At 60.4% G+C, this 26,896-nt stretch carries 26 protein-coding genes; 14 read left to right on the forward strand and 12 right to left on the reverse strand.

Features of this window, described 5'->3' with window-relative positions; genetic code table 11:
- Positions 1–4 precede the first annotated feature (4 nt).
- Together pncB and VNV36_RS17880 are read right to left on the reverse strand one after the other, a co-directional pair.
- Positions 5–1,228: a nicotinate phosphoribosyltransferase gene (gene pncB, locus VNV36_RS17875; protein ID WP_325718983.1), complete on the reverse strand. Its 1,224-nt coding sequence runs from the start codon at positions 1,226–1,228 to the stop codon at positions 5–7.
- Between the two features lie 186 nt (positions 1,229–1,414).
- Positions 1,415–2,311 (reverse strand): LysR family transcriptional regulator, encoded by an 897-nt coding sequence (locus VNV36_RS17880; RefSeq protein WP_325718985.1) that lies wholly within the window; start codon positions 2,309–2,311, stop codon positions 1,415–1,417.
- 164 nt (positions 2,312–2,475) lie between these two features.
- On the opposite strand from VNV36_RS17880, the gene amaB reads away from it, so the two are divergent.
- The 9 genes from amaB to VNV36_RS17925 all read left to right on the forward strand — a co-directional run bounded on the left by amaB (position 2,476) and on the right by VNV36_RS17925 (position 13,637).
- Positions 2,476–3,966 (forward strand): L-piperidine-6-carboxylate dehydrogenase, encoded by a 1,491-nt coding sequence (amaB, locus tag VNV36_RS17885; protein WP_325718988.1) that lies wholly within the window; start codon positions 2,476–2,478, stop codon positions 3,964–3,966.
- A 157-nt stretch (positions 3,967–4,123) separates the two neighbouring features.
- Positions 4,124–5,407, forward strand: a complete 1,284-nt coding sequence (gene amaA / locus VNV36_RS17890) for an L-pipecolate oxidase (protein WP_325718990.1) — start codon at positions 4,124–4,126, stop codon at positions 5,405–5,407.
- A gap of 368 nt (positions 5,408–5,775) precedes the next feature.
- Positions 5,776–6,909 carry an ABC transporter substrate-binding protein gene (locus VNV36_RS17895; RefSeq protein WP_325718992.1) on the forward strand — a complete coding sequence of 378 codons (1,134 nt, stop codon included), beginning with the start codon at positions 5,776–5,778 and terminating at the stop codon, positions 6,907–6,909.
- A gap of 237 nt (positions 6,910–7,146) precedes the next feature.
- Positions 7,147–8,061, forward strand: a complete 915-nt coding sequence (locus VNV36_RS17900) for an ABC transporter permease subunit (protein WP_039756948.1) — start codon at positions 7,147–7,149, stop codon at positions 8,059–8,061.
- Between the two features lie 3 nt (positions 8,062–8,064).
- Positions 8,065–9,366 carry a high-affinity branched-chain amino acid ABC transporter permease LivM gene (gene livM, locus VNV36_RS17905; RefSeq protein WP_325718995.1) on the forward strand — a complete coding sequence of 434 codons (1,302 nt, stop codon included), beginning with the start codon at positions 8,065–8,067 and terminating at the stop codon, positions 9,364–9,366.
- On the forward strand, positions 9,363–10,235 hold the full coding sequence (locus VNV36_RS17910; RefSeq protein ID WP_325718997.1) for an ABC transporter ATP-binding protein: 873 nt from the start codon (positions 9,363–9,365) through the stop codon (positions 10,233–10,235). The genes livM and VNV36_RS17910 overlap by 4 nt, the downstream gene beginning before the upstream one ends.
- Positions 10,232–10,948, forward strand: a complete 717-nt coding sequence (locus tag VNV36_RS17915) for an ABC transporter ATP-binding protein (RefSeq protein WP_076565449.1) — start codon at positions 10,232–10,234, stop codon at positions 10,946–10,948. The genes VNV36_RS17910 and VNV36_RS17915 overlap by 4 nt, the downstream gene beginning before the upstream one ends.
- An 841-nt stretch (positions 10,949–11,789) precedes the next feature.
- Complete coding sequence (locus tag VNV36_RS17920) at positions 11,790–12,554, forward strand: SDR family oxidoreductase (protein ID WP_325719000.1); 765 nt, start codon at positions 11,790–11,792, stop codon at positions 12,552–12,554.
- 177 nt (positions 12,555–12,731) lie between these two features.
- On the forward strand, positions 12,732–13,637 hold the full coding sequence (locus VNV36_RS17925) for a cation diffusion facilitator family transporter (RefSeq protein ID WP_325719003.1): 906 nt from the start codon (positions 12,732–12,734) through the stop codon (positions 13,635–13,637).
- Positions 13,638–13,733: 96 nt separating this feature from the next.
- Here the strand turns inward: VNV36_RS17925 and VNV36_RS17930 are convergent, their stop codons facing one another.
- The 7 genes from VNV36_RS17930 to VNV36_RS17960 form a co-directional block, all read right to left on the reverse strand.
- Entirely contained in the window at positions 13,734–14,867 is a 1,134-nt protein-coding gene (locus VNV36_RS17930; protein ID WP_325719005.1) for an AGE family epimerase/isomerase, read from the reverse strand.
- Between the two features lie 183 nt (positions 14,868–15,050).
- A complete protein-coding gene (locus VNV36_RS17935; RefSeq protein ID WP_325719008.1) occupies positions 15,051–15,623 on the reverse strand; it encodes a HupE/UreJ family protein in 573 nt (190 codons plus the stop codon).
- Between the two features lie 27 nt (positions 15,624–15,650).
- Positions 15,651–16,265, reverse strand: a complete 615-nt coding sequence (gene ureG, locus VNV36_RS17940) for an urease accessory protein UreG (RefSeq protein WP_325719010.1) — start codon at positions 16,263–16,265, stop codon at positions 15,651–15,653.
- A 12-nt stretch (positions 16,266–16,277) separates the two neighbouring features.
- A complete protein-coding gene (locus VNV36_RS17945; protein ID WP_325719012.1) occupies positions 16,278–16,952 on the reverse strand; it encodes an urease accessory protein UreF in 675 nt (224 codons plus the stop codon).
- A complete protein-coding gene (ureE, locus tag VNV36_RS17950) occupies positions 16,949–17,449 on the reverse strand; it encodes an urease accessory protein UreE (protein ID WP_325719014.1) in 501 nt (166 codons plus the stop codon). Before ureE ends, VNV36_RS17945 begins: the two co-directional genes overlap by 4 nt.
- 298 nt (positions 17,450–17,747) lie before the next feature.
- On the reverse strand, positions 17,748–18,380 hold the full coding sequence (locus VNV36_RS17955; RefSeq protein ID WP_325719015.1) for a TetR family transcriptional regulator: 633 nt from the start codon (positions 18,378–18,380) through the stop codon (positions 17,748–17,750).
- A 154-nt stretch (positions 18,381–18,534) separates the two neighbouring features.
- A complete protein-coding gene (locus VNV36_RS17960; protein ID WP_325719017.1) occupies positions 18,535–19,041 on the reverse strand; it encodes a hypothetical protein in 507 nt (168 codons plus the stop codon).
- Positions 19,042–19,423: 382 nt separating this feature from the next.
- On the opposite strand from VNV36_RS17960, the gene VNV36_RS17965 reads away from it, so the two are divergent.
- Entirely contained in the window at positions 19,424–21,499 is a 2,076-nt protein-coding gene (locus tag VNV36_RS17965) for an AsmA family protein (protein WP_325719020.1), read from the forward strand.
- A 99-nt stretch (positions 21,500–21,598) separates the two neighbouring features.
- Here VNV36_RS17965 and VNV36_RS17970 read toward each other — a convergent pair whose 3' ends face one another.
- Together VNV36_RS17970 and VNV36_RS17975 are read right to left on the reverse strand one after the other, a co-directional pair.
- On the reverse strand, positions 21,599–22,129 hold the full coding sequence (locus VNV36_RS17970) for a ferritin-like domain-containing protein (RefSeq protein ID WP_039756965.1): 531 nt from the start codon (positions 22,127–22,129) through the stop codon (positions 21,599–21,601).
- A gap of 99 nt (positions 22,130–22,228) precedes the next feature.
- Positions 22,229–23,179 carry a LysR substrate-binding domain-containing protein gene (locus tag VNV36_RS17975; RefSeq protein ID WP_325719022.1) on the reverse strand — a complete coding sequence of 317 codons (951 nt, stop codon included), beginning with the start codon at positions 23,177–23,179 and terminating at the stop codon, positions 22,229–22,231.
- A 115-nt stretch (positions 23,180–23,294) separates the two neighbouring features.
- Here VNV36_RS17975 and VNV36_RS17980 point away from each other — a divergent pair, with 115 nt between their 5' ends.
- From VNV36_RS17980 to VNV36_RS17990, 3 genes are all read left to right on the forward strand, one after another.
- Complete coding sequence (locus tag VNV36_RS17980) at positions 23,295–23,933, forward strand: FMN-dependent NADH-azoreductase (RefSeq protein ID WP_325719024.1); 639 nt, start codon at positions 23,295–23,297, stop codon at positions 23,931–23,933.
- Positions 23,934–24,239, forward strand: coding sequence for a DMT family transporter (locus VNV36_RS17985; RefSeq protein WP_325719026.1), 306 nt, complete (start codon positions 23,934–23,936; stop codon positions 24,237–24,239). It begins immediately after the preceding gene.
- A 90-nt stretch (positions 24,240–24,329) separates the two neighbouring features.
- The gene (locus VNV36_RS17990; RefSeq protein ID WP_325719028.1) at positions 24,330–25,208 is read left to right on the forward strand and encodes an alpha/beta fold hydrolase; all 879 of its coding nucleotides are present in this window, start codon (positions 24,330–24,332) and stop codon (positions 25,206–25,208) included.
- A gap of 88 nt (positions 25,209–25,296) precedes the next feature.
- Here the strand turns inward: VNV36_RS17990 and VNV36_RS17995 are convergent, their stop codons facing one another.
- The gene (locus VNV36_RS17995; RefSeq protein ID WP_325719031.1) at positions 25,297–26,184 is read right to left on the reverse strand and encodes a DMT family transporter; all 888 of its coding nucleotides are present in this window, start codon (positions 26,182–26,184) and stop codon (positions 25,297–25,299) included.
- 174 nt (positions 26,185–26,358) lie between these two features.
- Here VNV36_RS17995 and VNV36_RS18000 point away from each other — a divergent pair, with 174 nt between their 5' ends.
- Complete coding sequence (locus VNV36_RS18000; RefSeq protein WP_325719033.1) at positions 26,359–26,664, forward strand: PsiF family protein; 306 nt, start codon at positions 26,359–26,361, stop codon at positions 26,662–26,664.
- Positions 26,665–26,896: the final 232 nt, after the last annotated feature.

Consider the following 26,896-nt stretch of genomic DNA (forward strand, 5'->3'; position numbering starts at 1 on the left):
GAATTCACTCCTTGCTAGATAGACTGGATTCGGCAGGAACCTGGAACACATGTCGCAAATAGGCGACGAAATTCGGGTCTTTGCAGTGGGTCTTGCCAGGCTCGTCGGAGATCTTCGCCACCGGCTGGCCGTTGCAGGCGGTCATTTTAAGCACGATGCTCATCGGTTCGACACCCGGGATGTCACAGGTGAGGTTGGTACCGATGCCGAAGCTCACATTGATGCGACCGTGCAGCGCGCGGAAAATCTCCAACGATTTTGGCAGGGTCAGACTGTCGGAAAACACCAGGGTCTTGCTCATCGGGTCGATGCCGAGCTTGTGGTAGTGCGCAATGCACTTTTCGCCCCACGCCACCGGGTCCCCGGAGTCATGGCGCAGGCCATCGAAGAGCTTGGCGAAGAACAGATCGAAGTCGCTGAGAAACGCATCGGTGGTGATGCAGTCGGTGAGGGCGATGCCGAGCAGGCCGCGGTATTCGCGAACCCAGCAATCGAGCGCGGCAATCTGGCTGTCGATCAGGCGCGGGCCGAGTTGCTGGTGGGCCATGATCCATTCGTGGGCCATGGTGCCCAGCGGTTTCATGTCCAGCTCGCGGGATAGATGTACGTTGCTGGTGCCGACGAAACGCCCGGGGAAGTCGTGCTTGAGCACGTTCACCACTTCCGCCTGGACCCCAAAGGAAAAGCGCCGCCGCGTGCCGAAATCGGCGACCTGCAACTGCGACAATTCATCGGCCGAGGCATTGGCTGTCAGCCAGTCGAACTTGCGATAAAGCTGCTCGCGGGCCTGTTCCAGCGAGGTGTCGCGGTAGCGATAACGGTTGCGCACTTCACTGACGATCGCCAGCAGCGGCACTTCGTAAAGGATCACATGCAGCCATGGCCCGCGCAGGCGGATGAACAGCTCGCCGTTCTCGATGCCGGTGTGCAGGTAGCGCAGGTTGAAGCGGAACAGGCCGAGAAAGCGCAGGAAGTCCGGTTTCAGGAAAGTGATGCGCTCAAGAAAACTCAACTGATCGGCACTGAGACTCAGCTCGGCCAGACGTTCGATCTGGTGGCGGATCTCGGCAAGATAGGGGCGCAGATCCTCGGCATTGCGGCAGCGGAACTCCCATTCGACTTCGACGTTGGGGTAGTTGTGCAGCACCGCCTGCATCATCGTCAGCTTGTAGAAGTCGGTGTCGAGCAGGTTCTGCACGATGCGATCGGCAAACACACTCTCGCTCATAAAAAGGGTCTCCGGTTGCGCCGCGCCTGGCGCGGTCTATATCGATGGCGCTAGTGGCGCATATCGGCGGTGGGGATTGCCAGTGATTTTTTGTAGGAGCTGCCGAAGGCTGCGATCTTTTGATGTTGTTTTTCAAGATCAAAAGATCGCAGCCTCGTTGCACTCGACAGCTCCTACAGGGGGCAGTCAGGGGCTATCGATTTGTTCGAGCATCCATTTGACGAAGTCGCGCACCTTCGGCACCTCGGCCGCATGCTCGGGATAAGCCAGGTAATAGGCATCGCTGCTGGGCATCGCATGCTGCCAGGGTATGACCAGTTTGCCCTCGGCCAATTCCTCTGCCACCAGAAACCGTGGCAGCAAAGCCACGCCGCAGCCGACCTGGGCGGCGCGGATGCACATATAAAAGGTTTCGAAACGCGGCCCGTGGTAGCTGTGTTCGGTGTGGTAGCCCTGACTGTCGAACCAGTCGTGCCAGGCCTGCGGTCGCGAGGCATTTTGCAGCAACACCAGTTCGGTGAGTTGCGTCGGGTCAGTGAAAGGTGTGTCAGGCAGGCTGCCCGGTGCGCAGACCGGCACCAGTTCTTCGCCGAACAATTTCACGCATTCCGTCCCCGGGCGCGAAGCCTGGCCGAAATAGAACGCCAGGTCGCTGCGTCCCTGCAGCAGATCATCGGCTTCCTGTTCGTTGCACAGATCCAGATGAATCGACGGATGGCGCAGACGCCAGCCTTTCAGGCGCGGTACCAGCCAGCGAGCACCGAAGGTCGAAGGCGTCGAGACGCGCAGGACTTCGGTTTCGCCGCCGTAGGAACGCAGGTAATGGGTCGACATTTCCACTTGCGTGAGGATTTTTCTGACCTCGACCAAGTACAGATCCCCGGCCGGCGTCATCTGCAAACGTCGACGCACGCGGCGGAACAACAAGTGTTGCAACAACTCTTCAAGCTGCGCGACCTGTTTGCTCACCGCGCTCTGGGTCAGGTTCAGCTCTTCGGCAGCGCGGGTGAAACTCAGATGCCGGGTCACGGCCTCGAAGCACTGCAACGCAGTAATCGATGGCAAGTGGCGTTTGTTCAGCATGGCCGGTCCTTATTCTTGTGTTTCTCTACGCAGCATGAATAAACGGAATGATATCTGGCGTAAAGGTCGTTTGTTGCTTCGCCACAGTGACGCTACAACTAAAGGCCTGCCCGGCCATGAAAACAACGGCCGCACGTATTCTGTTTTTGCTTGAGGAGAGACCGATGGTTGCCGCATTGCTTGATCGTCTGGGAGTCAACCCGGCCCTGTACCAGAACGGCAAAGTGCCGGTGCACTCGCCCATCGACGGCAGCCGCATTGCCTCGGTGAACTGGGAAGGCGCCGCTGAAGTCGAGCAGCACATCAGTCGCGCAGATCATGCATTCGAGCAGTGGCGCCAGGTGCCGGCTCCGCGTCGTGGCGAGCTGGTGCGTCAGTTCGGCGAAGTGCTGCGCGAGTACAAGGCCGATCTCGGTGAGCTGGTGTCGTGGGAGGCCGGCAAGATCACTCAGGAAGGTCTGGGAGAAGTGCAGGAGATGATCGATATCTGCGACTTCGCCGTCGGCCTGTCGCGCCAGTTGTACGGTTTGACCATCGCCTCCGAGCGTCCGGGCCACCACATGCGCGAAACCTGGCATCCGCTGGGCGTGGTCGGGGTGATCAGCGCGTTCAACTTCCCGGTCGCGGTGTGGGCATGGAACACCACACTGGCGCTGGTATGCGGCAACCCGGTGGTATGGAAGCCGTCGGAGAAAACCCCATTGACCGCGCTGGCCTGTCAGGCGTTGTTCGATCGCGTGGTGAAGAATTTCAGCGATGCCCCAGCCAGCCTGTGCCAAGTGGTCATCGGTGGTCGTGATGCCGGCGAAGCGCTGGTCGATGATCCACGTGTCGCGCTGATCAGCGCCACCGGCAGCACGCGCATGGGCCGCGAAGTGGCGCCGAAAGTGGCCGCACGTTTCGCCCGCAGCATCCTCGAACTGGGCGGCAACAACGCGATGATTCTCGGCCCGAGCGCCGATCTGGACATGGCCGTGCGCGCGATTCTGTTCAGCGCCGTCGGCACGGCCGGGCAACGCTGTACGACTCTGCGTCGTTTGATTGCTCACGAGTCGGTCAAGGAAGAAATCGTCACCCGCCTCAAGGCAGCCTATTCGAAAGTGCGCATCGGCCATCCGCTGCAAGGCAATCTGGTCGGCCCGCTGATCGACAGGCACAGCTTCGAAAACATGCAGGATGCGCTGGAGCAGGCACTCAGCGAGGGCGGCCGGGTGTTCGGCGGCAAGCGCCAGCTCGAAGAGCAATTTCCCAACGCTTACTATGTGTCGCCGGCCATCGTTGAAATGCCCGAGCAGAGCGATGTGGTCTGCAGCGAAACCTTTGCGCCGATTCTCTACGTGGTCGGCTACAGCGACTTCGAAGAAGCACTGCGCCTGAACAACGCAGTGCCGCAAGGCCTGTCATCGTGCATCTTCACCACCGACGTGCGCGAGGCCGAGCGGTTCATGTCGGCGGTCGGCAGCGATTGCGGCATCGCCAACGTCAACATCGGCCCGAGCGGTGCGGAAATCGGCGGGGCGTTTGGCGGTGAGAAAGAGACCGGTGGCGGCCGCGAATCCGGCTCCGACGCCTGGCGCGCGTACATGCGTCGGCAGACCAACACCGTCAACTACTCGCTGGAATTGCCGTTGGCGCAGGGCATTACCTTCGACTGAGTGCTCCATTCAAATGGAGATCCCCTGTGGGAGCGAGCCTGCTCGCGAATACGGTGGGTAAGTCGACATTGATGTTGGCTGATACGCCCCTTTCGCGAGCAGGCTCGCTCCCACAGGATCTGTGGTGTGTTTGTTGGGTTTCTGTTGGAGTCTGGCAATGCCGTTACGCGAAGAATGTCTGTGGGAAAAGCTCACGCCACAACGGCCGGATAACACGGCGCTCAGGGGCGAGGTCAGGGTCGATGTCTGCGTGATCGGCGCCGGGTTCACCGGCCTGTCGGCGGCGCTGCATCTGTTGGAAAAAGGCAAAAGCGCCTGTGTGCTGGAGGCGCATCGCGCCGGTCATGGCGGCTCCGGACGCAACGTCGGGCTGGTCAACGCTGGGATGTGGATCCCGCCGGACGAGATCGAGGCCGGTTTCGGCGAGGCGGTCGGCAGTCAGCTCAACCGCATGCTCGGTGCGGCGCCGGCGCTGGTGTTCAGCCTTGTGGATAAGTACAGCATCGATTGCCAGTTGCGCCGCGAAGGCACTTTGCACATGGCGCATAACGCCAAGGGCGAGGCGGACCTGCGCAGTCGCGAGCAGCAATGGCAGCGCCGTGGTGCGCCGGTCGAGCTGCTGACCGGCAAAGCCTGCGAGCAAGCCACCGGTACGCAGAAAATCGCCGCCGCGCTGCTCGATCGCCGTGCCGGCACGCTCAATCCGATGGCGTATGTGACCGGGCTCGCCAACGCCGTGATCGGGCTCGGCGGACAAATGTTCGATCATTCGCCGGTGACTCGCCTCGAACGTGTCGGGCAGAAATGGTCTGTACAAACCGAGCAGGGTTCGGTGCTCGCCGAACAAGTGGTCATTGCTTCCAACGCCTACACCGAAGGCGACTGGACCGAACTCAAGCGCAATTTCTTTCCCGGTTATTACTATCAGGTTGCATCGGTGCCGCTCACCGAGGATGCCGCGCAGGCGATTCTGCCCGGCGGACAAGGCTCGTGGGACACCCGTCAGGTGCTGAGCAGCATTCGCCGTGACAAGGATGGGCGCCTGCTGCTCGGCAGCCTCGGTAACGGCAATCAGAAACCGGCCTGGTTTCTCAAGGCTTGGGCCGACCGGGTGCAGCAGCATTATTTTCCCGATCTCAAGCCGGTCGAGTGGGAGTGCACCTGGACCGGGCGGATCGCTTTCACCCCAGATCACCTGATGCGCCTGTTCGAACCGGCACCGGGTCTGGTGGCCGTCACCGGGTATAACGGCCGCGGCGTCACTACCGGCACGGTGGTTGGCAAAGCCTTCGCCGATTACCTGTGCAACGGCGACCCCCAAGCCCTGCCGATTCCCTTCGCACCCATGCAGCCGCTGGCGGGTGCCGGTTTGCGCAGTTGCCTGTACGAAGCCGGGTTCTCGCTGTATCACGCGGGCCAGTGCCTGCGCATCGTTATTTGAGTGTTGAAATTTGTTGCCGGAGGCGGCGCTTTCGCATCGAGCGACTAGCCTGTAATGGTGCGGGTTGTAGCAGTCCCGCACCAGCAGTGTGCAGTTCGGTGACGCGGGCTGTTACAGGCTGGTTGCACGTCGTTTGCCGCTGCGGTTGCAATGATGGCGCGCGTGGGTTGCGCCTGAAAAAACAATGGGTTTCACCTTCCGCGGTTTAGACGGTTGCACGCCCAATGAAAATGGGAACGAAACAGTCGGAATAACAAGAAAACAGCGACTTTTTGAAGAATAAAAAACCGATGGCACGGGCCTTGCTCTGCGCTTTGAGTGAAGTGAAGTCGCAGTGCCAACTAAAAAAAACCTTGGAGCACCACCTCATGTCCCAGACGTTTTACAAGAAAGGCTTTCTGGCCCTCGCAGTGGCTACTGCGCTGGGTGTTTCTGCGTTTGCTCAAGCCGATATCAAGATCGGTGTAGCAGGTCCTATGACCGGTGCCAACGCGGCATTCGGCGAGCAGTACATGAAGGGTGCACAGGCGGCGGCTGATGCGGTCAACGCGGCGGGCGGCGTCAACGGGGAGAAAATCGTACTGGTCAAGGGCGATGACGCCTGCGAACCGAAGCAGGCGGTAACGGTTGCCAAGGATCTGACCAACCAGAAAGTCGCCGGTGTGGTCGGTCACTTCTGCTCTTCGTCGACCATTCCAGCGTCGGAAATCTATGACGAAGCCGGGATCATCGCGATCACCCCGGGCTCGACCAACCCGCAAGTGACCGAGCGCGGCTTGAGCGCCATGTTCCGTATGTGCGGACGTGACGACCAGCAAGGCATCGTTGCCGGCGACTACATCGTCGACATACTCAAGGGCAAAAAAGTCGTCGTGCTGCACGACAAGGACACTTACGGCCAAGGGCTGGCGGACGCCACCAAGGCTCAGCTGGAAAAACGCGGCATCAAGCCGGTGCTGTACGAAGGCCTGACCCGTGGCGAGAAAGACTTCAGCACCATCGTCACCAAGATCCGTGGCGCTGGCGCCGATGTGGTCTACTTCGGCGGCCTGCACCCGGAAGCCGGTCCGCTGGTGCGTCAGCTGCGTGAACAAGGTCTGAAAGACGTCAAGTTCATGTCCGACGACGGCATCGTTACCGACGAACTGGTGACCACCGCTGGCGGCCCGCAATTCACCGATGGCGTACTGATGACCTTCGGCGCCGACCCACGCCTGTTGCCAGAAAGCAAAACCGTCGTGGACGCGTTCCGCAAGGCCGGCACCGAGCCTGAGGGCTACACCCTGTATGCCTACGCCTCGGTACAGACCCTGGCCGCAGCGTTCAACGGCGCCAAGAAGAACGACGGCGAAGCCGCTGCCAAATGGCTGAAAGCCAACCCGGTGAAAACCGTGATGGGCGAGAAGGCCTGGGATGCCAAAGGCGACCTGAAAGTCTCCGACTACGTGGTTTACCAGTGGGACAAGGACGGCAAATACCACCAGCTGGAAAAGCAGAAGTAAGGGCTGACGCGATCAGTTAACCCACAATTCCCTGTGGGAGCGAGCTTGCTCGCGAATCCGGGGTGTCAGTCGCCATAAACGGTAGCTGATGCACCGCTTTCGCGAGCAAGCTCGCTCCCACAAGGGCCGGTTGGTTTTTCTGAATGCGCTCCGACATTGCTCCGACGTACATCTGTATTTTTCCTAGAAGAACCGCGCACCATGCGTGCGCAGGTTCTCACTGCGTGAGATTGCGTTATGGATGGTATTTTCCTGCAGCAACTGGTCAATGGCCTGACCCTCGGGTCGGTCTATGGCCTGATCGCCATCGGCTACACAATGGTCTACGGCATCATCGGCATGATCAACTTCGCCCACGGCGAGGTTTACATGATTTCCGCTTACCTGGCGGCAATCAGTCTGGCTCTGCTGGCTTACTTCGGTATCGAATCCTTCCCGCTGCTGATGCTCGGCACGCTGATCTTCACCATCGTCGTCACGGCGGTGTATGGCTGGGTCATCGAGCGTGTTGCCTACAAACCCCTGCGCAACTCGACCCGACTGGCGCCGCTGATCAGCGCCATCGGCATCTCGCTGATTCTGCAGAACTACGCACAGATCGCTCAGGGCGCCAAACAACAGGGCGTGCCTACGCTGCTGACCGGTGCCTGGCGTGTTGAAGTCGGCAGCGGCTTCGTGCAACTGACCTACACCAAAGTCTTCATCCTGATTGCCGCGTTCGTCGGCATGGGGCTGCTGACCTACGTCATCAAATACACCAAGCTCGGCCGCATGTGCCGCGCAACCCAGCAAGACCGCAAGATGGCCTCGATTCTGGGGATCAATACCGACCGGGTGATCTCCTACGTGTTCATCATCGGTGCCGCCATGGCGGCACTGGCCGGTGTGCTGATTACCATGAATTACGGCACGTTCGACTTCTATGCCGGCTTCATCATCGGCATCAAGGCGTTCACCGCAGCGGTACTTGGCGGCATCGGTTCACTGCCTGGCGCGATGCTTGGCGGGATCATTCTCGGCATCTCCGAGTCGCTGTTCTCCGGTCTGGTCAACTCCGACTACAAAGACGTGTTCAGTTTCTCGCTGCTCGTCCTCGTTCTGGTCTTCCGGCCCCAGGGCCTGTTGGGCCGTCCTCTTGTGTCGAAGGTGTAAGCGATGTCTGCAACCACTGAAAAATCCATCGATATCAAAAAAAGTCTGGTTGAAGCGATTCTCGCCGGTCTGATCGCACTGATCGTATTCGGGCCGATTGTCGGCGTGGTCCTCGACGGCTACAGCTTCAACCTCGAATCGACTCGTGTGGCGTGGATCATTGCCATCGTCATGGCCGGGCGGTTTGCCCTCAGTCTGTTCCTGCAGACGCCCAAGGGGCTGAAGATCCTCGACAGCTTCGAAAGCAGCGGTTCCGGCGTGCATGTGCTGCCGCCGGATTACAAATCGCGGCTGCGCTGGATCATCCCGTTGATGATCGCCATTGCCGTGGCCCTGCCGTTCTTCTCCAACTCCTATCTGCTTGGCGTGGTCATTCTCGGTCTGATCTACGTGCTGCTGGGGCTGGGGCTGAACATCGTGGTCGGCCTGGCTGGCCTGCTCGATCTGGGTTACGTGGCGTTTTATGCCATCGGTGCCTACGGTCTGGCGCTGGGTTACCAGTATCTGGGACTGGGGTTCTGGACGGTATTGCCGCTGGCGGCGATCACGGCGGGCCTTGCCGGCTGCATCCTCGGTTTCCCGGTGTTGCGTCTGCATGGCGACTATCTGGCGATCGTGACCCTCGGGTTTGGTGAAATCATTCGTCTGGTGCTCAACAACTGGCTGTCCCTGACGGGTGGTCCGAACGGCATGCCAGCGCCACTGCCGACGTTCTTCGGTCTGGAATTCGGCAAGCGGGCGAAGGATGGCGGGGTGCCGTTTCATGAGTTCTTCGGCCTGACCTACAACCCTGACGTGAAGTATTACTTCATCTACGCGGTGCTGTTCCTTGTGGTACTGGCGGTGCTGTACGTCAAGCATCGGCTGGTGAAGATGCCGGTCGGTCGTGCCTGGGAAGCCCTGCGTGAAGATGAAATCGCTTGCCGCTCGATGGGCCTCAACCACGTGCTGGTCAAGCTTTCGGCGTTCACCATCGGTGCGTCGACGGCGGGCCTGGCCGGGGTGTTTTTCGCCACCTACCAGGGCTTCGTCAACCCGACTTCGTTTACCTTCTTCGAGTCGGCGCTGATCCTGGCTATCGTCGTGCTCGGCGGCATGGGCTCGACCATCGGCGTGGTGATCGCTGCATTCGTGCTCACCGTCGCCCCGGAACTGCTGCGCGGTTTCGCCGAATATCGCGTGCTGCTGTTCGGGATTCTGATGGTGTTGATGATGATCTGGCGACCTCGCGGGCTGATCCGCATCAGCCGCACCGGGGTCAAACCACGCAAAGGTGCCATTCACTACGAGAGGACTGCGCCATGAGTGAAGTCGTACTCTCTGTTGAAAAACTGATGATGCATTTCGGTGGCATCAAGGCCTTGAGCGATGTCAGCCTGCAGGTCAAACGCAATTCGATCTTCGCCCTGATCGGCCCCAACGGCGCCGGCAAGACCACCGTGTTCAACTGCCTGACCGGGTTCTACAAGGCTTCGGGCGGCAAGATCGAACTCAACGTGCGCGGCCAGCAGACCAACGTCATCCAGTTGCTGGGCGAGTCGTTCAGGCCGACCGATTTCGTTTCGCCGAAATCCTTCCTTAGCCGGCTGTACTACAAAATGTTCGGCGGCACCCATCTGGTCAATCGCGCTGGCCTGGCCCGCACGTTCCAGAACATTCGCCTGTTCAAGGAAATGTCGGTGCTGGAAAACCTGCTCGTGGCGCAGCACATGTGGGTCAACCGCAACCTGCTCGCCGGCATCCTCAACACCAAGGGTTATCGCAAGGCCGAAAGCGACGCACTCGATTGCGCGTTCTACTGGCTGGAGGTGGTCGATCTGGTGGACTGCGCCAATCGCCTGGCCGGTGAGCTGTCCTACGGTCAGCAACGCCGTCTGGAAATCGCCCGGGCCATGTGCACGCGGCCGCAGATCATCTGCCTCGACGAACCGGCCGCCGGCCTCAACCCTCAGGAAACCGAAGCGCTCAGCGCGATGATCCGGCTGCTGCGCGACGAGCACGATCTGACCGTGGTGCTGATCGAACACGACATGGGTATGGTCATGAGCATTTCCGATCACATCGTGGTTCTCGACCACGGCATCGTCATCGCCGAAGGCGGGCCGGAAGCGATCCGCAACGATCCGAAGGTGATCGCGGCTTATCTGGGCGCCGACGAAGAGGAGCTGGTATGAGCCAACCGATCCTCGAATTGCGCAACCTGGACGTGTTCTACGGGCCGATCCAGGCGCTCAAGGGCGTTTCGCTGCAGATCAACGAAGGCGAAACCGTCAGCCTGATCGGCTCCAACGGGGCCGGCAAGTCGACCTTGCTGATGTCGATCTTCGGTCAGCCAAGGGCTGCGGGCGGGCAGATTCTTTATCAAGGCGTCGACATTACTCACAAGTCGTCGCACTACATCGCTTCAAACGGCATCGCCCAATCGCCGGAAGGGCGGCGGGTGTTCCCCGACATGACCGTCGAGGAAAACCTGCTGATGGGCACCATCCCTATTGGCGACAAATACGCCAAAGAGGACATGCAGCGTATGTTCGAGCTGTTCCCCAGGCTGGAAGAACGGCGCAATCAGCGGGCGATGACCATGTCGGGTGGTGAACAGCAGATGCTCGCCATCGCCCGTGCGTTGATGAGTCGGCCGAAGTTGTTACTGCTCGATGAACCGAGCCTGGGGTTGGCGCCGATCGTGGTGAAGCAGATTTTCGCCACCCTGCGCGAACTGGCGAAAACCGGGATGACCATTTTCCTGGTCGAGCAGAACGCCAACCATGCTCTGAAGCTGTCGGACCGGGCGTATGTGATGGTCAATGGCGAGATTCGCCTGACGGGCACGGGCAAAGAGTTATTGGTGAATGAAGAGGTGCGTAACGCCTATCTGGGCGGGCACTGATTTTTCCGCTGTTATGCACAGCCCCGGTGACGAGAGTCCCCGGGGTTTTTTTATCTCCCCAATTCACCACATCCCTGTGTAGGAGCTGCCGAAGGCTGCGATCCTTTGATCTTGAAAAACAAAATCAAAAGATCGCAGCCTTCGGCAGCTCCTACATGGAATCAAGGCAGGACATCAAGCGGAATTCAGAATTGTGGAAAACAAATTCACCAAGCTGCCAAAGCGCGACATATAGACGCTGCAAATGGCTGTTTTTCCACAGTTTTGACTTGTCCCCGTTTGCTGTGGAACTGGCTGTGAATAACGTGGGTGTATGTGGTTGCACGCCTTTGATACCGTGGCTTTCAGGCTTGTGATCGTTTTTTGATCAGGCGTTTTAAAGCGAGCGTGAGGCGCCGTTGTCAACCTTTTTATAGTGCAGGGAGGACGCATGCCTTGCTCTGTCAAATCCTGTGGATAAGTCTGTGACTAAACTCTGGAAAGACCTCGCTGAGCACCGTAATTGCTGGCCCCGCGCGATCACGCAGTTGAACCGCTCGTCGTGCAAAATGCCATGTCCCGCACATGCACCACTTCAAGGTCAAGAAAAAAACTTTGCATTTCGCTCGCAAAGCCTTGTGGGACGCGGCTTTGCGCGTTTCCACTTGCCCCCGGAAACTGTGGAAGGGACTGTGGATAACATGCGTGCATATGGCTACAGACCACGCCGGCTATGGCGTCGACCTGGCTGGTCGTTTTTTGTACAGCGGCAGATGGTTGCCCGTAAGTGCGAGGGCGGGCATGCTGCCAGCTGATTTTCTATTTCAAGGGCTGCCGTGGCGGCCGAAGCAAGGAGAACACGATGTCCAACACCCTGTTTATCACCGGCGCGACCTCCGGTTTTGGTGAAGCATGTGCCCGTCGTTTTGCCGAGGCCGGCTGGAAACTGGTGCTGACCGGCCGTCGTGAAGAACGCCTCAATGCCCTGTGCGCCGAGCTGTCGAAGCAGACCGAAGTGCACGGTCTGGTGCTCGATGTGCGCGAGCGCAAGGCCATGGAGGAGGCGATCGCCAACCTGCCGCCGTCGTTCACCAGACTCCGTGGCCTGATCAACAACGCTGGCCTGGCGCTCGGTGTGGACCCGGCGCCAAAGTGCGATCTGGACGATTGGGACACCATGGTCGACACCAACGTCAAAGGTTTGATGTACGCCACGCGCTTGCTGCTGCCGCGGCTGATTGCCCACGGCCGTGGTGCCGGGATCGTCAACCTCGGCTCCATCGCCGGCAACTACCCATATCCGGGCAGTCACGTGTATGGCGCGAGCAAAGCATTCGTCAAACAGTTCTCGCTGAACCTGCGTTGCGACTTGCAAGGCACCGGCGTGCGGGTCAGCAATATCGAACCCGGTCTGTGTGAAAGCGAGTTTTCGCTGGTGCGTTTTGCCGGTGATCAGGAGCGCTACAACGCGACATACGCCGGCGCCGAGCCGATCCAGCCACATGACATCGCCGAAACGATCTTCTGGGTGATGAACACCCCGGCGCACATCAACATCAACAGCCTGGAGCTGATGCCGGTGAGCCAGACCTGGGCCGGATTTGCCATCGAGCGTAACAAGGTTTGATACCGCGCTGAGGCCAATCGCGAGCAGGCTCGCTCCCACATTTTGGAATGCATTCTCCTGTGGGAGCGAGCCTGCTCGCGAAAGGGCCGGCACAGGCAAAACAGGACGATAAGCTAAACTCCGCACTCAGCCAGCCCACCGCACCCCGCGGTGTGCAAGGTTTCATGAGGAGTTCAAGTGAGTAACCGAGGTGAGCAGTCACTGCTCAAACAGTCGACCCTGCTGATGTTTGCGGTGTCGATTGCCGGAATCGTCACCGGGTTTGTTTCAGGTTCGCAGTCCATCCTGTTCGATGGTTTTTTCTCGCTGATCGCAACGTTCATCAAAGTCCTGATGCTGATCACCGCCAGGTTGATCGCCAAGCAAAGCAATCAGCGCTTCCAGTTCGGCTTCTGGCATCTGGAGCCGATGGTGCTGCTGATCGAAGGCAGTTTTCTGCTGCTGATCGCCATCTATGCATTTCTCAACGGCGTGTTCGGCATCATCAATGGTGGCCGCGATATCGAATTGGGCCTGGTGATCGTCTACGCGGCTGTGTTCACAGTCGTCGAATTCGCCTACTTCTTTTATGTGCGTCGGCGTAACCGCAAACTCAAATCCAGCCTGATCCAGTTCGACAACATCAGTTGGCTGGTCGACGCGATGCTCTCGGTGGGGCTGCTGGTCAGCTTCCTCGCCGCGCTGCTGCTCAAGTCCCAGGGCTACGGCGAGTGGGCGGTGTACGTCGATCCGCTGATCCTGATTGTGCTGGCCCTGACCATGCTGCCGCCGGCGTTCAAGATTCTCGGCCCGGCGTTGCGCGATGTGCTGGGGATCGCCCCGGACACCCTGGATGATCAGGTACGGCAGGTGATGGACGTGGCGAAGGTCGAGCATGGGTTCGACGATTACGTGTCCTACGTGCAAAAGCACGGCCGCGCGCGTTTCATCGAAATTCATGTGGTGCTGCCGGCGGCTTACGCGCTGAACAATGTTGCGCAGCTGGATGCCTTGCGTGAACAGATTTCGGCGCAGTTGGGCGAGCCGGATGCGGCGCGGTGGCTGACGATCAGCTTCACTGGCGACAAGAAGTGGATTGCCTGAACAGCGCATAACGGCTATTCGCGAGCAGGCTCGCTCCCACAGGGGGAACGCAATACCAATGTGGGAGCGAGCCTGCTCGCGAAAGCAATTGTTCGGTCAGCGAAGATAAGTGGCCAGACCGTGGTAGCAAGTCGCCAAATGATAAGGCGTTGTCGAGGGCATATCCCTGCGACTGACTTCGCCGTTTTCATCCCGGCACTCATGCCAACCCCCGGCGTGCAGAAACCGCTGGCGCAACGCCTGCAACTGGCGCAGCACTGCCGCTTCGCTGTCCGGGCGCAACGTCAGCGCGCGCAGATATTCCGCCTGCGCCCAGATCCGTTGGGTGGAATCTCTCGGCCGGCCATCGCTGTCCAGATCGAGCATCGCCCGCACCGCGCCGCATGATTCGAGCACGCCGTACTGTTCGGTAAAGGCAAACGCCCGATCCAGCGCTGCGTGGAGTTTCGAGCTGCGCAACAGCGGCGAGGATTCCAGCAGGAAATACCATTCGAACTGGTGCCCCGGCTCGTACCAGTTATCCACAGCGCCCAGCGGCTTCTCCATCAACACGCCATATTGCGGATCGACAAACTGTTTGTGCATGGCGGTGCACAACTCAAGCAACGCCTTTTGCGTCTGCAGGTCTTCGCGCACGGCGAGGGTGACCAGAAAGGCTTCGGCCAGGTGCATCAACGGATTTTGCAGCGGGCCGGTCTGCAGGGTGACCCAGTCACGCTCAAGGCACGCTTCGTACAAGCCATCACCGGTAGCAAAGCGTCGGCCGATGATTTCCAGAGCGGCGTTCAACGTCGACTCGACCAGTGCGTCGCGGGATTTGTCCCAGTAATGCGCGCAGGCAAAGAGGATGAAGGCGTGGGTGTAGAGGTCCTTGCGCTGGTCCAGCGGCTTGCCCTGCGCGTCGATGCTGTAGAACCAGCCACCGTACTCGGCATCGTGAAAGTGCCGTTGCAGGGAGCGGAACAGTGCCGCTGCGCGTGCTTCGGCGTTATCCACAACCCCGATCAGGCTGGAAAACAGGTACAGCTGCCGTGCGCAGGCCATCGCCCGATAGCGCTGCGCCGGTAATGGCTGGTGCGCGGCGTCCAGCGCTTCAAACGGCAGCGCCATGTCGGCGTTCCAGCCCGGGCCTTGCCACAGCGGCACGATCACGTTGAGGAAGTGCTGCTGCACTTCGCCAAACAGGGCGGTCAATTCGGGCAGGGCGGTGGAACGGGAAGCGTGGGGCATGGGCGGGCGTCGTCACGGGCTGGGGCGATTGCGCGACATGGTAGCAGAGAGACCGACATCAGCGATGCGGCGTCTGATCGGCCGCCTTCGCGAGCAAGCTCGCTCCCACAGGTTTTGTGTTCGCCACAAATCCAATGTGGGAGCGAGCCTGCTCGCGAAGAGGCCAGTGCAGCCGCTAAAAAATCATCCTGCCAACAACCAGCCCCCGGTCACCGCCGAAGCCGCGCCCGCCAGGCGCACCAGTGGCGCCGCTGCCTGCGGCAACACGCGAACCACGCCATAACCGGCCGCATGCAAAACGGCGGTAGCAACGACGAAACCCGCCGCATACGCCCACGGGCTGCTCAGCTGCGGCAACTCCAGACCGTGCGCCACGCCATGGAACAGCGCAAACAGCGCCGTTGCCGCCACCGCCACCACCAGCGGCGGGCGCACCGCGAGTGCCACGGCCAGGCCCAGCGCCAATACCGAGGCGGCAATCCCGCTTTCCAGCGCCGGCAATTCAAGCCCTTCAAAACCGAGCAGGCCGCCCAGCAGCATGGTGCCGACAAACGCGCACGGCAGCGCCCAGCGCGCGGCCCCTCGTTGCTGCGCTGCCCACAGACCCACGGCCAGCATCGCCAGCAAATGGTCGAGGCCACCGATCGGATGGCTGATGCCGGCCATCAAGCCACTGTCGCCATGCCCCGGATGAGCAAAGGCCAGCGCCGGAGCGAGCAGCAGCGCCAAGGCGCCGAGAATGCGTTTGAGTGTCATGGTCGAGCTTCCTTGTTGATAAGTGGATCAGGCGGCGGTCAGCAGGCCCTGGCGTTCGATGAAAGCGATGATGTCGTCCAGACCCTGACCGGTTTTCTGATTGCTGAAGACGAACGGCTTGCCGTTGCGCATGCGCCGGGTGTCGCTGTCCATCATTTCCAGCGAGGCGCCCACCAGTGGCGCGAGGTCAATTTTGTTGATCACCAGCAGGTCGGACTTGCAGATTCCCGGCCCGCCCTTGCGCGGCAACTTGTCACCCGCCGAAACGTCGATCACATAGATGGTCAGGTCGGACAGCTCAGGGCTGAAGGTCGCCGAGAGGTTGTCGCCACCGGACTCCACCAGAATCAGATCCAGCCCCGCAAAGCGCCGGTTCAGTTGATCGACCGCTTCGAGGTTGATCGACGCGTCTTCGCGAATCGCCGTGTGCGGGCAGCCACCGGTTTCCACACCGATGATGCGTTCGGGCGCCAGGGCTTCGTTGCGTACCAGGAAGTCGGCGTCTTCGCGGGTGTAGATATCGTTGGTGACCACGGCGAGGTTGTAGCGCTCGCGCAGAGCCAGGCACAGCGCCAGGGTCAACGCGGTCTTGCCGGAACCGACCGGGCCGCCGATGCCGACGCGCAGAGGTTGTGTGTTCATCGTGTGCTTCTCCTAGGAGCGAAAGAGTCGGCTGTACTGGCGCTCATGGGCCATGCACGTCAGAGACAGGCCGAATGCGGCGCTGCCGATGTGTTCCGGGTTGATGCCGGTCGCGTCCTGCTGTGCCTGTTGCAGCAGCGGCAGCAGTTCGCTGGTCAGACGCTGGGCGGCCTGCTGGCCGAGCGGCAGAGTTTTCATCAGGACGGCGAGCTGATTTTCCAGCCAGTTCCACAACCACGCGGCAAGGGCGTCCTGCGCGCTGATGCCCCAGGCGCGCGCGGCCAGTGCCCAGCACAAAGCCAGATGCGGTTCGCTGGTCTGGCCGAGAAAGTCGCGGGCGGGTGAATCGAGTTCCGGCAGACCGTTGAGCAGTTGCTGCAAGGAATAGCCCATCTGCCGGCTCTCCAGGTGCAGCTCGCGGGTTTCGCGGCTGGCACGGTGACTTTCGCAAAGTTGCCGCAATTCACTCCAGTTTCCGTGCGCTGCAGCCTGACAATGCGCCAGCAGCAGCGGCGCTTCGAAGCGCGCAAGGTTGAGCAGCAGTTGATCGCTGATCCAGCGGCGGGCGCTGTCCGGGTTGTTGACCCGGCCGTTATCCACAGCCATTTCCAGACCTTGCGAATAGCTGTAACCGCCAATCGGCAATTGCGGACTGGCCAGACGCAGCAACGCCCAGGCCGGATTCACAGACGCACGCCGAACTGGTGGAGTTTCGGCGCGTAGTTGAAGTCTTCGTCGCCGTGGCGGGAATGATGATGGCCGCCGCCGTAAGCGCCGTGCTCCGGCTGGAACGGTGCTTCGATGGCCTCGACCTGTGCACCGAGCTGTTCGAGCATGGCTTTGAGCACGTAATCGTCGAGCAATCGCAGCCAGCCATCGCCGACTTGCAGGGCGACGTGGCGGTTGCCGAGGTGGTACGCCGCACGCGTCAGTTCAAAGGCATTGGCGCAAGTGACGTGGAGCAGTTGTTCGGGACGGGCGCAGACGCGCACGACGCGGCCGTCTTCGGCCTGCAGGCATTCGCCGTCATGCAGCGGCGGCTGGCCGCGCTGCAAAAACAGCCCGACGTCTTCGCCCTCGGCACTGAAACAGCGCAAACGACTTTTGCTGCGCGCTTCGAAGGTCAGGTGCAACTCGGCGGCCCAGACGGGTTGAGCGTCGATTCTGCGATGAATCACCAGCATCGGAAAGCTTCCAGCAATGAACAATGAAGGGGCTAGAGCAAGGGCCGCGCCAATCGCAGCAGATGTAGGAAATGCCTGTCGGCGCTGGGTGGATCTTTCAACAGGCGAAGAGATTGTGGAAGGTTTTGGTGCATGAAGAATTTGTCATGCACCAAAGAGAGGCCATGGCGAATGTGCAATGTGGGAGCGAGCCTGCTCGCGAATGCGTCGTGTCAGAAGCTGTATTCAGCTTAACCACCGCTTTCGCGAGCAGGCTCGCTCCCACAGGGGCATTTGCGGTGTTTCAGAGAGAAGGGGTCTATTCGGTACTGCCCAGACCCTGCCAGTGCTTGAGACCGATAAAGATGAAGCGCAGTTGCTGGGTGATCTTCGCCTGCGGCGTCAGATGCTCCGGCAGGGCTTCGGCGGGTGGGTCGATGATATCGGGAAGGGTGGCAAACACCGATTTGACGATCAGGTCGGCCATGACGCTCAGGGCGGCCAGATTCAGGTGTTGCAGCTTGGGCATCAGCGCCAGGTCCGCTGCCAGGTCGGCACTGATGTTTTCGCGCAAGCGCCCGATTGCCTGGCGCACTGGCAGCGAGCCGCCATACTGCTCACGGGCGAGAAACAGGAACTGCGAGCGATTGGCGTTGACCACATCAAGAAAGATTCGCACCGAGGCATCGATGATGCCGCCCATGACGAATTCGTTGTGTCGCACCAGGCGGATGGTTTCGCGGAAGGTCTGGCCGACCTCGCTGACCAGCACCAGGCCCAGTTCGTCCATATCGGCGAAGTGCCGGTAGAAACCGGTCGGCACGATGCCGGCGGTCTTGCTCACTTCGCGCAGGCTCAGGCTGCCGAATCCTCGGCCGCTTTCCATCAAGTGGCGGGCAGCGTCCATCAGGGCGTTGCGGGTCTGTTGTTTCTGTTCGGCGCGGGGCAGCATCGCAGGGTGTGTTCTTCGGCAGGACAAGCGCCGCACTCTAGCAAATCGGCTTTGTCGGCGTCGAACGGGGAGGCGTGCAGCGAGGAATTTACAGAAGCTGAAAAGTCAAAAGCCCAATCCGTTGATTGGGCTTTTTTGCCGGGCCGTCATGGGCTCAGCTCAATTTGCTGTTGCGTTCGATCACACGGTCACCACCGCCTTCGGCGAGTGCCTGACCCAGTGGGGTTTTATCAAAACCGTCATCCGCCAGAGTCTGACCCTGTGGAGTGCGCTCGGAACCGTCGGACGCCAGAGTCTGGCCTTGTGGAGTGCGATCGGAACCGTCGGATGCGAGGATCTGACCTTGTGGGGTACGCTCAGAACCGTCTTGAACCAGACCTTTCTCTTCGAGGCGATTGCGACCGTTTTCAGCCAGAGCCTGGCCTTGTGGGGTGCGATCCGAGCCGTCTTGGACCAAGCCTTTTTCTTCCAGGCGATTGCGACCGTTTTCAGCCAGGGTCTGACCCTGCGGAGTGCGGTCGGAACCATCAGCAGCAACAGTCTGGCTGAACACCGAGTGGTTCGATTTGATTTGCGGGGTAGCCTGATCGGCAGCGGGCAGGGCGAAAGCGGTGCTGGCCAGCATCGACAGGGTAAGGCTGAGCAGTAATTGGCGTTTCATGATAGTGGCTCCTTGGGAGGGCGATAAAGTGGGTACGAGGGCAATGCTACTCTCGATAAGTCGATATAAAAGTTCATAAACGCAATGGTAATAATCAACAGAATTGATTGTTCTGCCCGAAGGCTCTAGCACGGGCCTTTGCGGGCGAAGGTTTTGCACCGTCGTGGGTATTTTCGACTCACTCGCGCCTCGCAAAAGTGCGGGTAGCGGTAACACTGCTCGACCGATCGGTCAGGTTTGCTGCGCTTTTTATGGCTTACACTGCCATTCGATTAAACCCGCGGGCCTTTCGCCAGTCACAGACTGCATAAGGGCCGCATGGTCTACCGTTTTAGCTGTGCGTCGGGATGTCGGCGCGCGGTCGTGATCAGGAGCTTTGTGCATGACGCGCACTGGAAAAATCTTCAGCTGGACCCTCGCCATCCTCACGCTGCTGTTGGCAGTTCTGATTCTGATCATCGTGTTTTTCGACTGGAACCGCGTCAAACCGACGATCAACGCCAAAGTCTCGGAGGAACTGCACCGGGCATTTGCCATCAATGGCAACCTGGCGGTGATCTGGCAGCGCGAGCCCGAAGAGGGCGGCTGGCGCGCCTGGGTGCCGTGGCCGCATGTGGTGGCCGAGGACTTGACCCTGGGCAATCCGGATTGGTCGAAGCAGCCGCAGATGGTCACGCTCAAACGGGTCGAGTTACGCATCTCGCCGCTGGCCCTGTTGGCGCAGCGCGTGGTCATTCCGCGTATCGATCTGACCGAACCCAACGCCGAGCTGCAACGCCTGGCCGATGGCCGCGCCAATTGGACGTTCAAGTTCGACCCGAAAGACCCGAATGCCGAGCCGTCGAACTGGGTGGTCGATATCGGCGCGATCGGCTTCGATAAGGGGCATGTGACCCTCGATGACCAGACGCTGAAGACTAATCTTGATGTGTTGATCGATCCGCTCGGCAAGCCGATTCCGTTCAATGAAATCGTCGGCGACAAGGCGGCAAAAAACGCACAGGACAAGGGCGGCGCGCCGCAGGACTACGCGTTTGCGCTCAAGGTCAAAGGCCAGTACCACGCACAGAACCTCAGCGGGCAGGGCAAGATCGGCGGCTTGTTGGCGTTGCAGGACGCGAGCAGGCCGTTTCCGTTGCAGGCCCAGGCGAAAATCGGCGACACGCGTATCGAACTGGCCGGGACCCTGACTGACCCGCTGAATCTCGGCGCCCTCGACCTGCGCCTGAAGCTGTCCGGCGACAGTCTCGGCAATCTCTACCCGCTCACCGGGGTAACGCTGCCCGACACGCCGCCGTACTCCACCGACGGCCACCTGATTGCCAAACTGCATGACCCGGCCGGGGCGAAATTCACGTATGAGAAATTCAACGGCAAGATCGGCGACAGTGACATCCACGGCGATCTGACTTACGTCGCCAGCCAGCCACGGCCGAAACTCAGCGGTGCGTTGCTCTCCAATCAGCTGCTGTTCGCCGACCTCGCGCCGCTGATCGGCGCCGATTCCAACGCCGAGCAAAAGGCCCGTGGCGGCGCAAGCAAGCAGCCGGCGGATAAGGTTTTACCGGTCGAAGAGTTCAAGACCGATCGCTGGCGCGCCATGGACGCCGATGTCGAGTTCACTGGCAAGCGCATCGTCCACAGCGAAAAGCTGCCGTTCCAGGATCTCTATACCCATCTGAAACTCAACGACGGCGAACTCAGCCTGGAGCCGCTGCGCTTTGGCGTCGCCGGCGGCACCCTGGATGCGCAGATTCGCCTCAATGGCCGCACCGAGCCGCTTGAAGGCCGGGCGCGATTGACTGCGCGCAAGTTCAAGCTCAAGGAACTGTTCCCGACCTTCGAGCCGATGAAAACCAGTTTCGGCGAGCTTAACGGCGATGCCGACATCAGTGGCCGTGGCAACTCGGTGGCCAAGCTGCTCGGCGGCGCTAACGGCGATCTGAAAATGTTGATCAACGACGGTGCGATCAGCCGTGAGCTGATGGAACTGGCTGGGCTCAACGTCGGTAACTACGTGGTCGGCAAGATCTTTGGCGACAAGGAAGTGAAGATCAATTGCGCGGCGGCGGACTTCGATATCAAGACCGGCCTGGCAACCACGCGGCTGTTCGTTTTCGATACCGAGAACGCAATCATCTACATCGATGGCACGGCGAACATGGCCACCGAGCAACTGGACCTGACCGTCACCCCGGAGTCCAAGGGCTGGCGTTTGATCTCCCTGCGCTCGCCGCTGTATGTGCGCGGCAAATTCATCAAACCGGATGCCGGCGTCAAGGCCGTACCGCTGATGCTGCGTGGGGCGGGGATGGTAGCGTTGGGCGTGATTGCCGCACCCGCGGCGGGGTTGCTGGCGCTGGTGGCACCGAGTGGCGGTGAGCCGAATCAATGCGCGCCGTTGCTGGAGCAGATGAAGCAGGGCAAGGCGCCTGTCACCGTCAAACCCACCAGGTAAGAAGGGCAGATCAAAAGATCGCAGCCTTCGGCAGCTCCTACAGGGGAATGCGGTCTACTGTAGGAGCTGCCGAAGGCTGCGATCTTTTGCTGTTAAGGGTTACAGATCGTTGAGGATGTCCGCCATGTCGTCAGCGTGCTCTTCTTCCTGGGCGAGGATGTCTTCGAAGATGCGGCGGGTGGTCGGATCCTTGTCGCCGATGTACTGGATGATTTCACGGTAGCTGTCGATGGCGATGCGCTCAGCCACCAGATCTTCGTAAACCATTTCCTTGAGCGAGTTGCCGGCCACATATTGCGCGTGGGACAGCTTGCTCAGCAGGTCGGGATTGAACTCCGGCTCACCGCCCAGTTGCACGATGCGTTCAGCCAGGCGATCGGCGTGCTCGGCTTCCTGGTTGGCGTGCTCGAGGAATTCGTCGGCGGCGACGTTGGCTTTCAGGCCGTTGGCCATGAAGTAGTGGCGCTTGTAGCGCAACGTGCACACCAGCTCGGTGGCCAGCGACTCGTTGAGCAAACGCAGTATTTCTTCGCGGTTCGCGTTGTAACCCTCGGTGACCGCGCCGTTTTCCACGTGTTGCCGCGCGCGCTCGCGCAGGGTTTGAACATCAGACAAATGCAGGTCACTCATTTCATTCTCCTGGAAGCTAATCCGATAGGCGCCACGCTCTGAGGGCGCGGTCGCTACTCAGGTTGTGAGTCTTGAGCGCAGCAAAAAGTTTTATGCGATTTACGCCGGACTCCGTGCATGAGCTGCCGCAGGCTGCGACCTTGGCGTCAGCCCGGATAACAGCGCTTCTTCCTGCAGCCAGCGAAAAAAAGCCCGCACCGGCGGATGCCGCTCGCGCCCGGGGACGCAAAGCGCGCTGTAACCGGCACCGTCGACCTGCACCTCACCCCTGTAGGGCACGAGCAAACCGCTGGCGACGCTTTGCGACACGAGAATATTGCTCGCCAGCACCAGCCCTTGGCCGGCGATGGCCGCTTGCAGCGCGTAGTGCTCTTCGTCGTATTCGCGCTGGACCGGTTCCTGCTCCAGCCAGTGCTCGCCCGCCCTGGCGCACCACGCTTGCCAACCGTGGGCGTAAAGCTTTGAGTTGTGCCAGTGCACGCTGATCAAGGTCGGCGTACGCCGCGTGGCCAGCGCCACCTGTTCGGGCGAGCCGTAAACGCCGAAGGACTCATCGAACAGGCAGAGCCCATACAGGTTCGGATAAGCGTCGAGGCTGTAGCGCAGGACCAGGTCGACACTGGCGTCCTGATGCAGGTCGATGACTTCGCAATGAGTGTCGAGGCGCACAGTGATCGTTGGATGTTGCGCATAGAACCGGCCAAGTCGCGGTACCAGCCATAGCGCAGCGAACGCGGCGGTGGTCGACAGCGTCAGGGTGCTGGCGTTGCGCTGCGGGCGCAGGGTATCGACGCTCTGCGCAACCTCCAGCAGCGCACCATGCACGCTGCGAAACAAGCGCTCGCCGCTCTCGGTCAGGCGCACCTGACGCGGCAGGCGTTCGAACAGGGCAACGCCGAGCCAGTCTTCCAGCGAACGGATCTGGTGAGAAATCGCCGTGGGCGTCACCGCCAGTTCTTCCGCCGCCGCCTTGAAGCTCAGCAAGCGGGAAGCGGACTCGAAGGCGCGCAGGGCGGTCAGCGGCAGGGAGGCAAACATTGAACACTCCATGGATGAAATAGATTCATCCCGACTGATATTTGCTCATTTGAGAGGCGCAGCTGCGAGCTTCAAGCTACACGCTACAAGCTGCAAGTTAATCAAGTGTAGTCGGAGGAGTTAATAGATGAGCAGAATTCTTGTGGTGCACGGTAGTCCGCGTGGGGATCGATCGACTTCGCGGCGGTTGGCGGAGGGTTTTTTGAGTGCCTGGCAGGGGCGTCACCCAGAAGGGCAGGTGACTCGTCGTGAAGTCGGGCGTGCGCTGATTCCTGCGGTTAACGAGGCGTTTGTGGCGGCGGCGTTTTATCCCCAGCCTGAGGCGCGGCCCTTGACGATGCAGGCGGATCTGGCGCTGAGCGACCAGCTGGTCGGCGAGTTGCTCGGGCACGATCTGCTGCTGATTTCCACGCCGATGTACAACTTCAGCGTGCCCAGCGGGCTCAAGGCGTGGGTCGATCAGATCGTGCGGTTGGGACTGACCTTCGACCACACACTGGACAATGGTGTCGCGCAATACACGCCGCTGGTGCAGGGCAAGAAGGCCCTGATCGTCACCAGTCGCGGAGGCTTCGGCTTCGGCCCGGGTGGTGAACTGGCTGCGCTCAATCACGCCGATCCATGGCTGCGCACCGCGCTGGGCTTTATCGGTATCAATGACGTCGCTGTGGTCGCGGCCGAGGGCGAGGAATCTGCCGAACGTACATTCGCGGTGTCGGTGGCCGAGGCCGAGCAGCGCCTGCTCGAACTGGCCCGGGAGTTTTAGATGGCCTGGCTGTTTCTGCTGATCGCTGCCGGCTTCGAAGTGACCTTTGCCATGGGCATGAAGTACGCCGAGGGTTTCACCCGGTTGTGGCCGTCACTGATTACCGTGATCGCGGCGGTCGGCGGCATCTGGTTTCTGACTTTGGCCATGCGTGACTTGCCAGTGAGCATCGCGTATCCGATCTGGACCGCGATCGGTTCGCTGGGCACGGTGTTTCTCGGTTTTGCTTTGCTGGGCGAGAGCCTGACGCTGGTCAAACTGGTCTCGGTGGGACTGATTGTGGCGGGGGTGGTGGGGCTGAAGTAGGCTGCTCTTTGGTTTGTCATCGTCAGGGAGGATGCTTGGCGGGCGTCTTGCACGTCTGGCATCCACTCACCGACTACAAGGATGTTGCCCATGTCGACACGTTATCCACTGGTGCTGGTACCGGGCATGCTCGGATTTATCCGGCTGGTGCTGTACCCGTATTGGTACGGGATCATCAAGGCACTGCGTCGCGGTGGTGCGACGGTGATCGCGGTGCAGGTCTCGCCGCTCAATTCCACCGAGGTCCGTGGTGAGCAGTTGCTGGCGCGGATCGAGGAAATCCTCCGCGAGACCGGGGCGCAGAAGGTCAATCTGTTCGGCCACAGTCAGGGCGCGTTGACCGCGCGCTATGTAGCGGCGAAGCGTCCGGATCTGGTGGCCTCGGTAACATCGGTGGCCGGGCCGAATCACGGTTCCGAGCTGGCTGATTATCTGGAAAAGCACTATCCGGCGAGCAGCGCCAAAGGGCGCGTACTCGAAGCGTTGTTGCGCCTGATCGGTTGGGTAATGGCGTTGCTCGACACTGGTTATCGCGGGCCGAAACTGCCGGTGGATATACACGCCTCTCACCAATCGCTGACCACGGCGGGCGTTGCATTATTCAATGAACGTTATCCACAAGGGCTGCCGGAAAACTGGGGCGGGCAGGGGCCGGAAGAGGTCAACGGTGTGCGTTACTACTCCTGGTCAGGGACGCTGCAACCGGGCAAGACCGACCGTGGCGGCAATCTCTTCGACGGCACCAACCGCAGTTGCCGCGTGTTCGCAAAAACCTTCGTCCGCGAGCGGGGGCAGTGCGATGGCATGGTCGGCCGTTACAGCTCGCATCTGGGCACGGTGATTGGCGATGACTATCCGCTGGATCATTTCGACATCGTCAATCAGTCGCTGGGGCTGGTCGGCAAAGGCGCGGATCCGCTGCGGCTGTTTGTCGAGCATGCGGCGCGGCTGGAGGCGGCCGGTTTATAGAAGCAAAATCAAAAGATCGCAGCCTTCGGCAGCTCCTACCTTGAAATGCGGTCCCTGTAGGAGCTGCCGAAGGCTGCGATCTTCTCAATCAGGCGACGCTGGTTTTACGGCCCAACACGGTGGTCCAACGCTCCGACAAAACCACTCCACCCAAGGTCAGCAACCCGCCCACCAGGTGATACATCGCCAACTGCTCCTTGAGCACCACCGCCGCTATCAGCGCGGTAATCAACGGCAGCAGATTGAAGAACAAGGTCGTGCGGCTCGGCCCCAGCCGCTGCACCGCCCGCATCCACGCCAGCGGCGCGACCATCGATGCGAGCAGGCACGCATACAGCACCAATGGGACGTTCTGCAGATTCAGGCCGGTTTTTGACGAAATGGCGAACAACGGAAACAGCACCACAATCGCCACCAGCACCTGCAGATACAGCAACACCAGCGGCGGCAGGCGCAGCTGCCACTTTTTCAGTAGCGTGCTGTAAACCGCATAGGCCAGCGTCGCGATCAGCATCATCGCGTCACCCAGATTGACTCCGTGTTGCAGCAGCGCAGCAAGGCTGCCGGACGACACCACCACCAACACGCCGGCGAACGACAGCAGCGCACCTGCCAGAGCGCCGGCAGTCAGGCGCTGTCCGAGGCTGATGATCGCCATGGCCAGCGACATCAATGGCATCAGCGACAGGATGATGCCCATATTGGTCGCTGTAGTCAGCGTTGCGGCGAAGTAGGCGAGGCTCTGATACACCGCCATGCCGAGCACGCCGAGGATGAAAATACGCCCCAGGTTCGGACGAATCTGCGGCCAGTGCGCGATGACTTTCTTGAGCATGAACGGTGTGAACAGCAAGCCGGCCAGCAGCCAGCGATAGAAGCCGATCTCCGCCGGGAGGATCGCACCGACCGCCAGTTTGTTGATCACAGTGTTGCCGGCCCAGATGAAGATCGCCAGCAGGGGAAACGCGTATTGCATGGGACAAAACCAGTGTGTTGATGAAGCGCGATTATCCCGGATGCCGCCGCATACTGCGACCGCCCGCCTGAACGCTATCGCCGAAGTCATCTGCACGGCAGGAAGGTGTAACAGGATTTGGCTACACTGCGACAGAGGCCGCATCCGTCGGTGCGGCAACAAGGAGAAAACTCCATGAAGATGTTGCGTGTGCCGTTGTTGATGATCGGTCTGCTCCTGTGTTCCCAGGGTTTCGCCGCTACGGCGCAACAGAACAAGATGACCACTTGCAACGCCGATGCGACCGCCAAGAGCCTTAAGGGCGATGAGCGCAAAGCCTTTATGAGCACGTGCCTGAAGGCAGCTCCAGCGGCCAGCGATGGCAAGGTCCTGACCCCGCAGCAGCAGAAAATGACCACTTGCAATGCCGATGCGAAAACCAAGGCGCTGACCGGGGATGCGCGCAAGGTGTTCATGAGTGAGTGTCTGAAGAAGAAATAGAATCAAAAGATCGCAGCCTGCGGCAGCTCCTACAGCAGACGCGATTCTGTAGGAGCTGCCGCAGGCTGCGATCTTTTCGGCGTGCCGGCCTCTTCGCGAGCAGGCTCGCTTGTATGTTTAGACTTGAAGGGGTGGGCGGGACTACAGACTCGATTCTGACTCTGACCAGTACAGACCGTGGGAGACTTCTCCTCCCGCCCCTTCTACCCAAAGCGCCGATAAGGAATTCATC

This window comes from Pseudomonas sp., from assembly GCF_035554175.1.
Lineage (GTDB): Bacteria > Pseudomonadota > Gammaproteobacteria > Pseudomonadales > Pseudomonadaceae > Aquipseudomonas.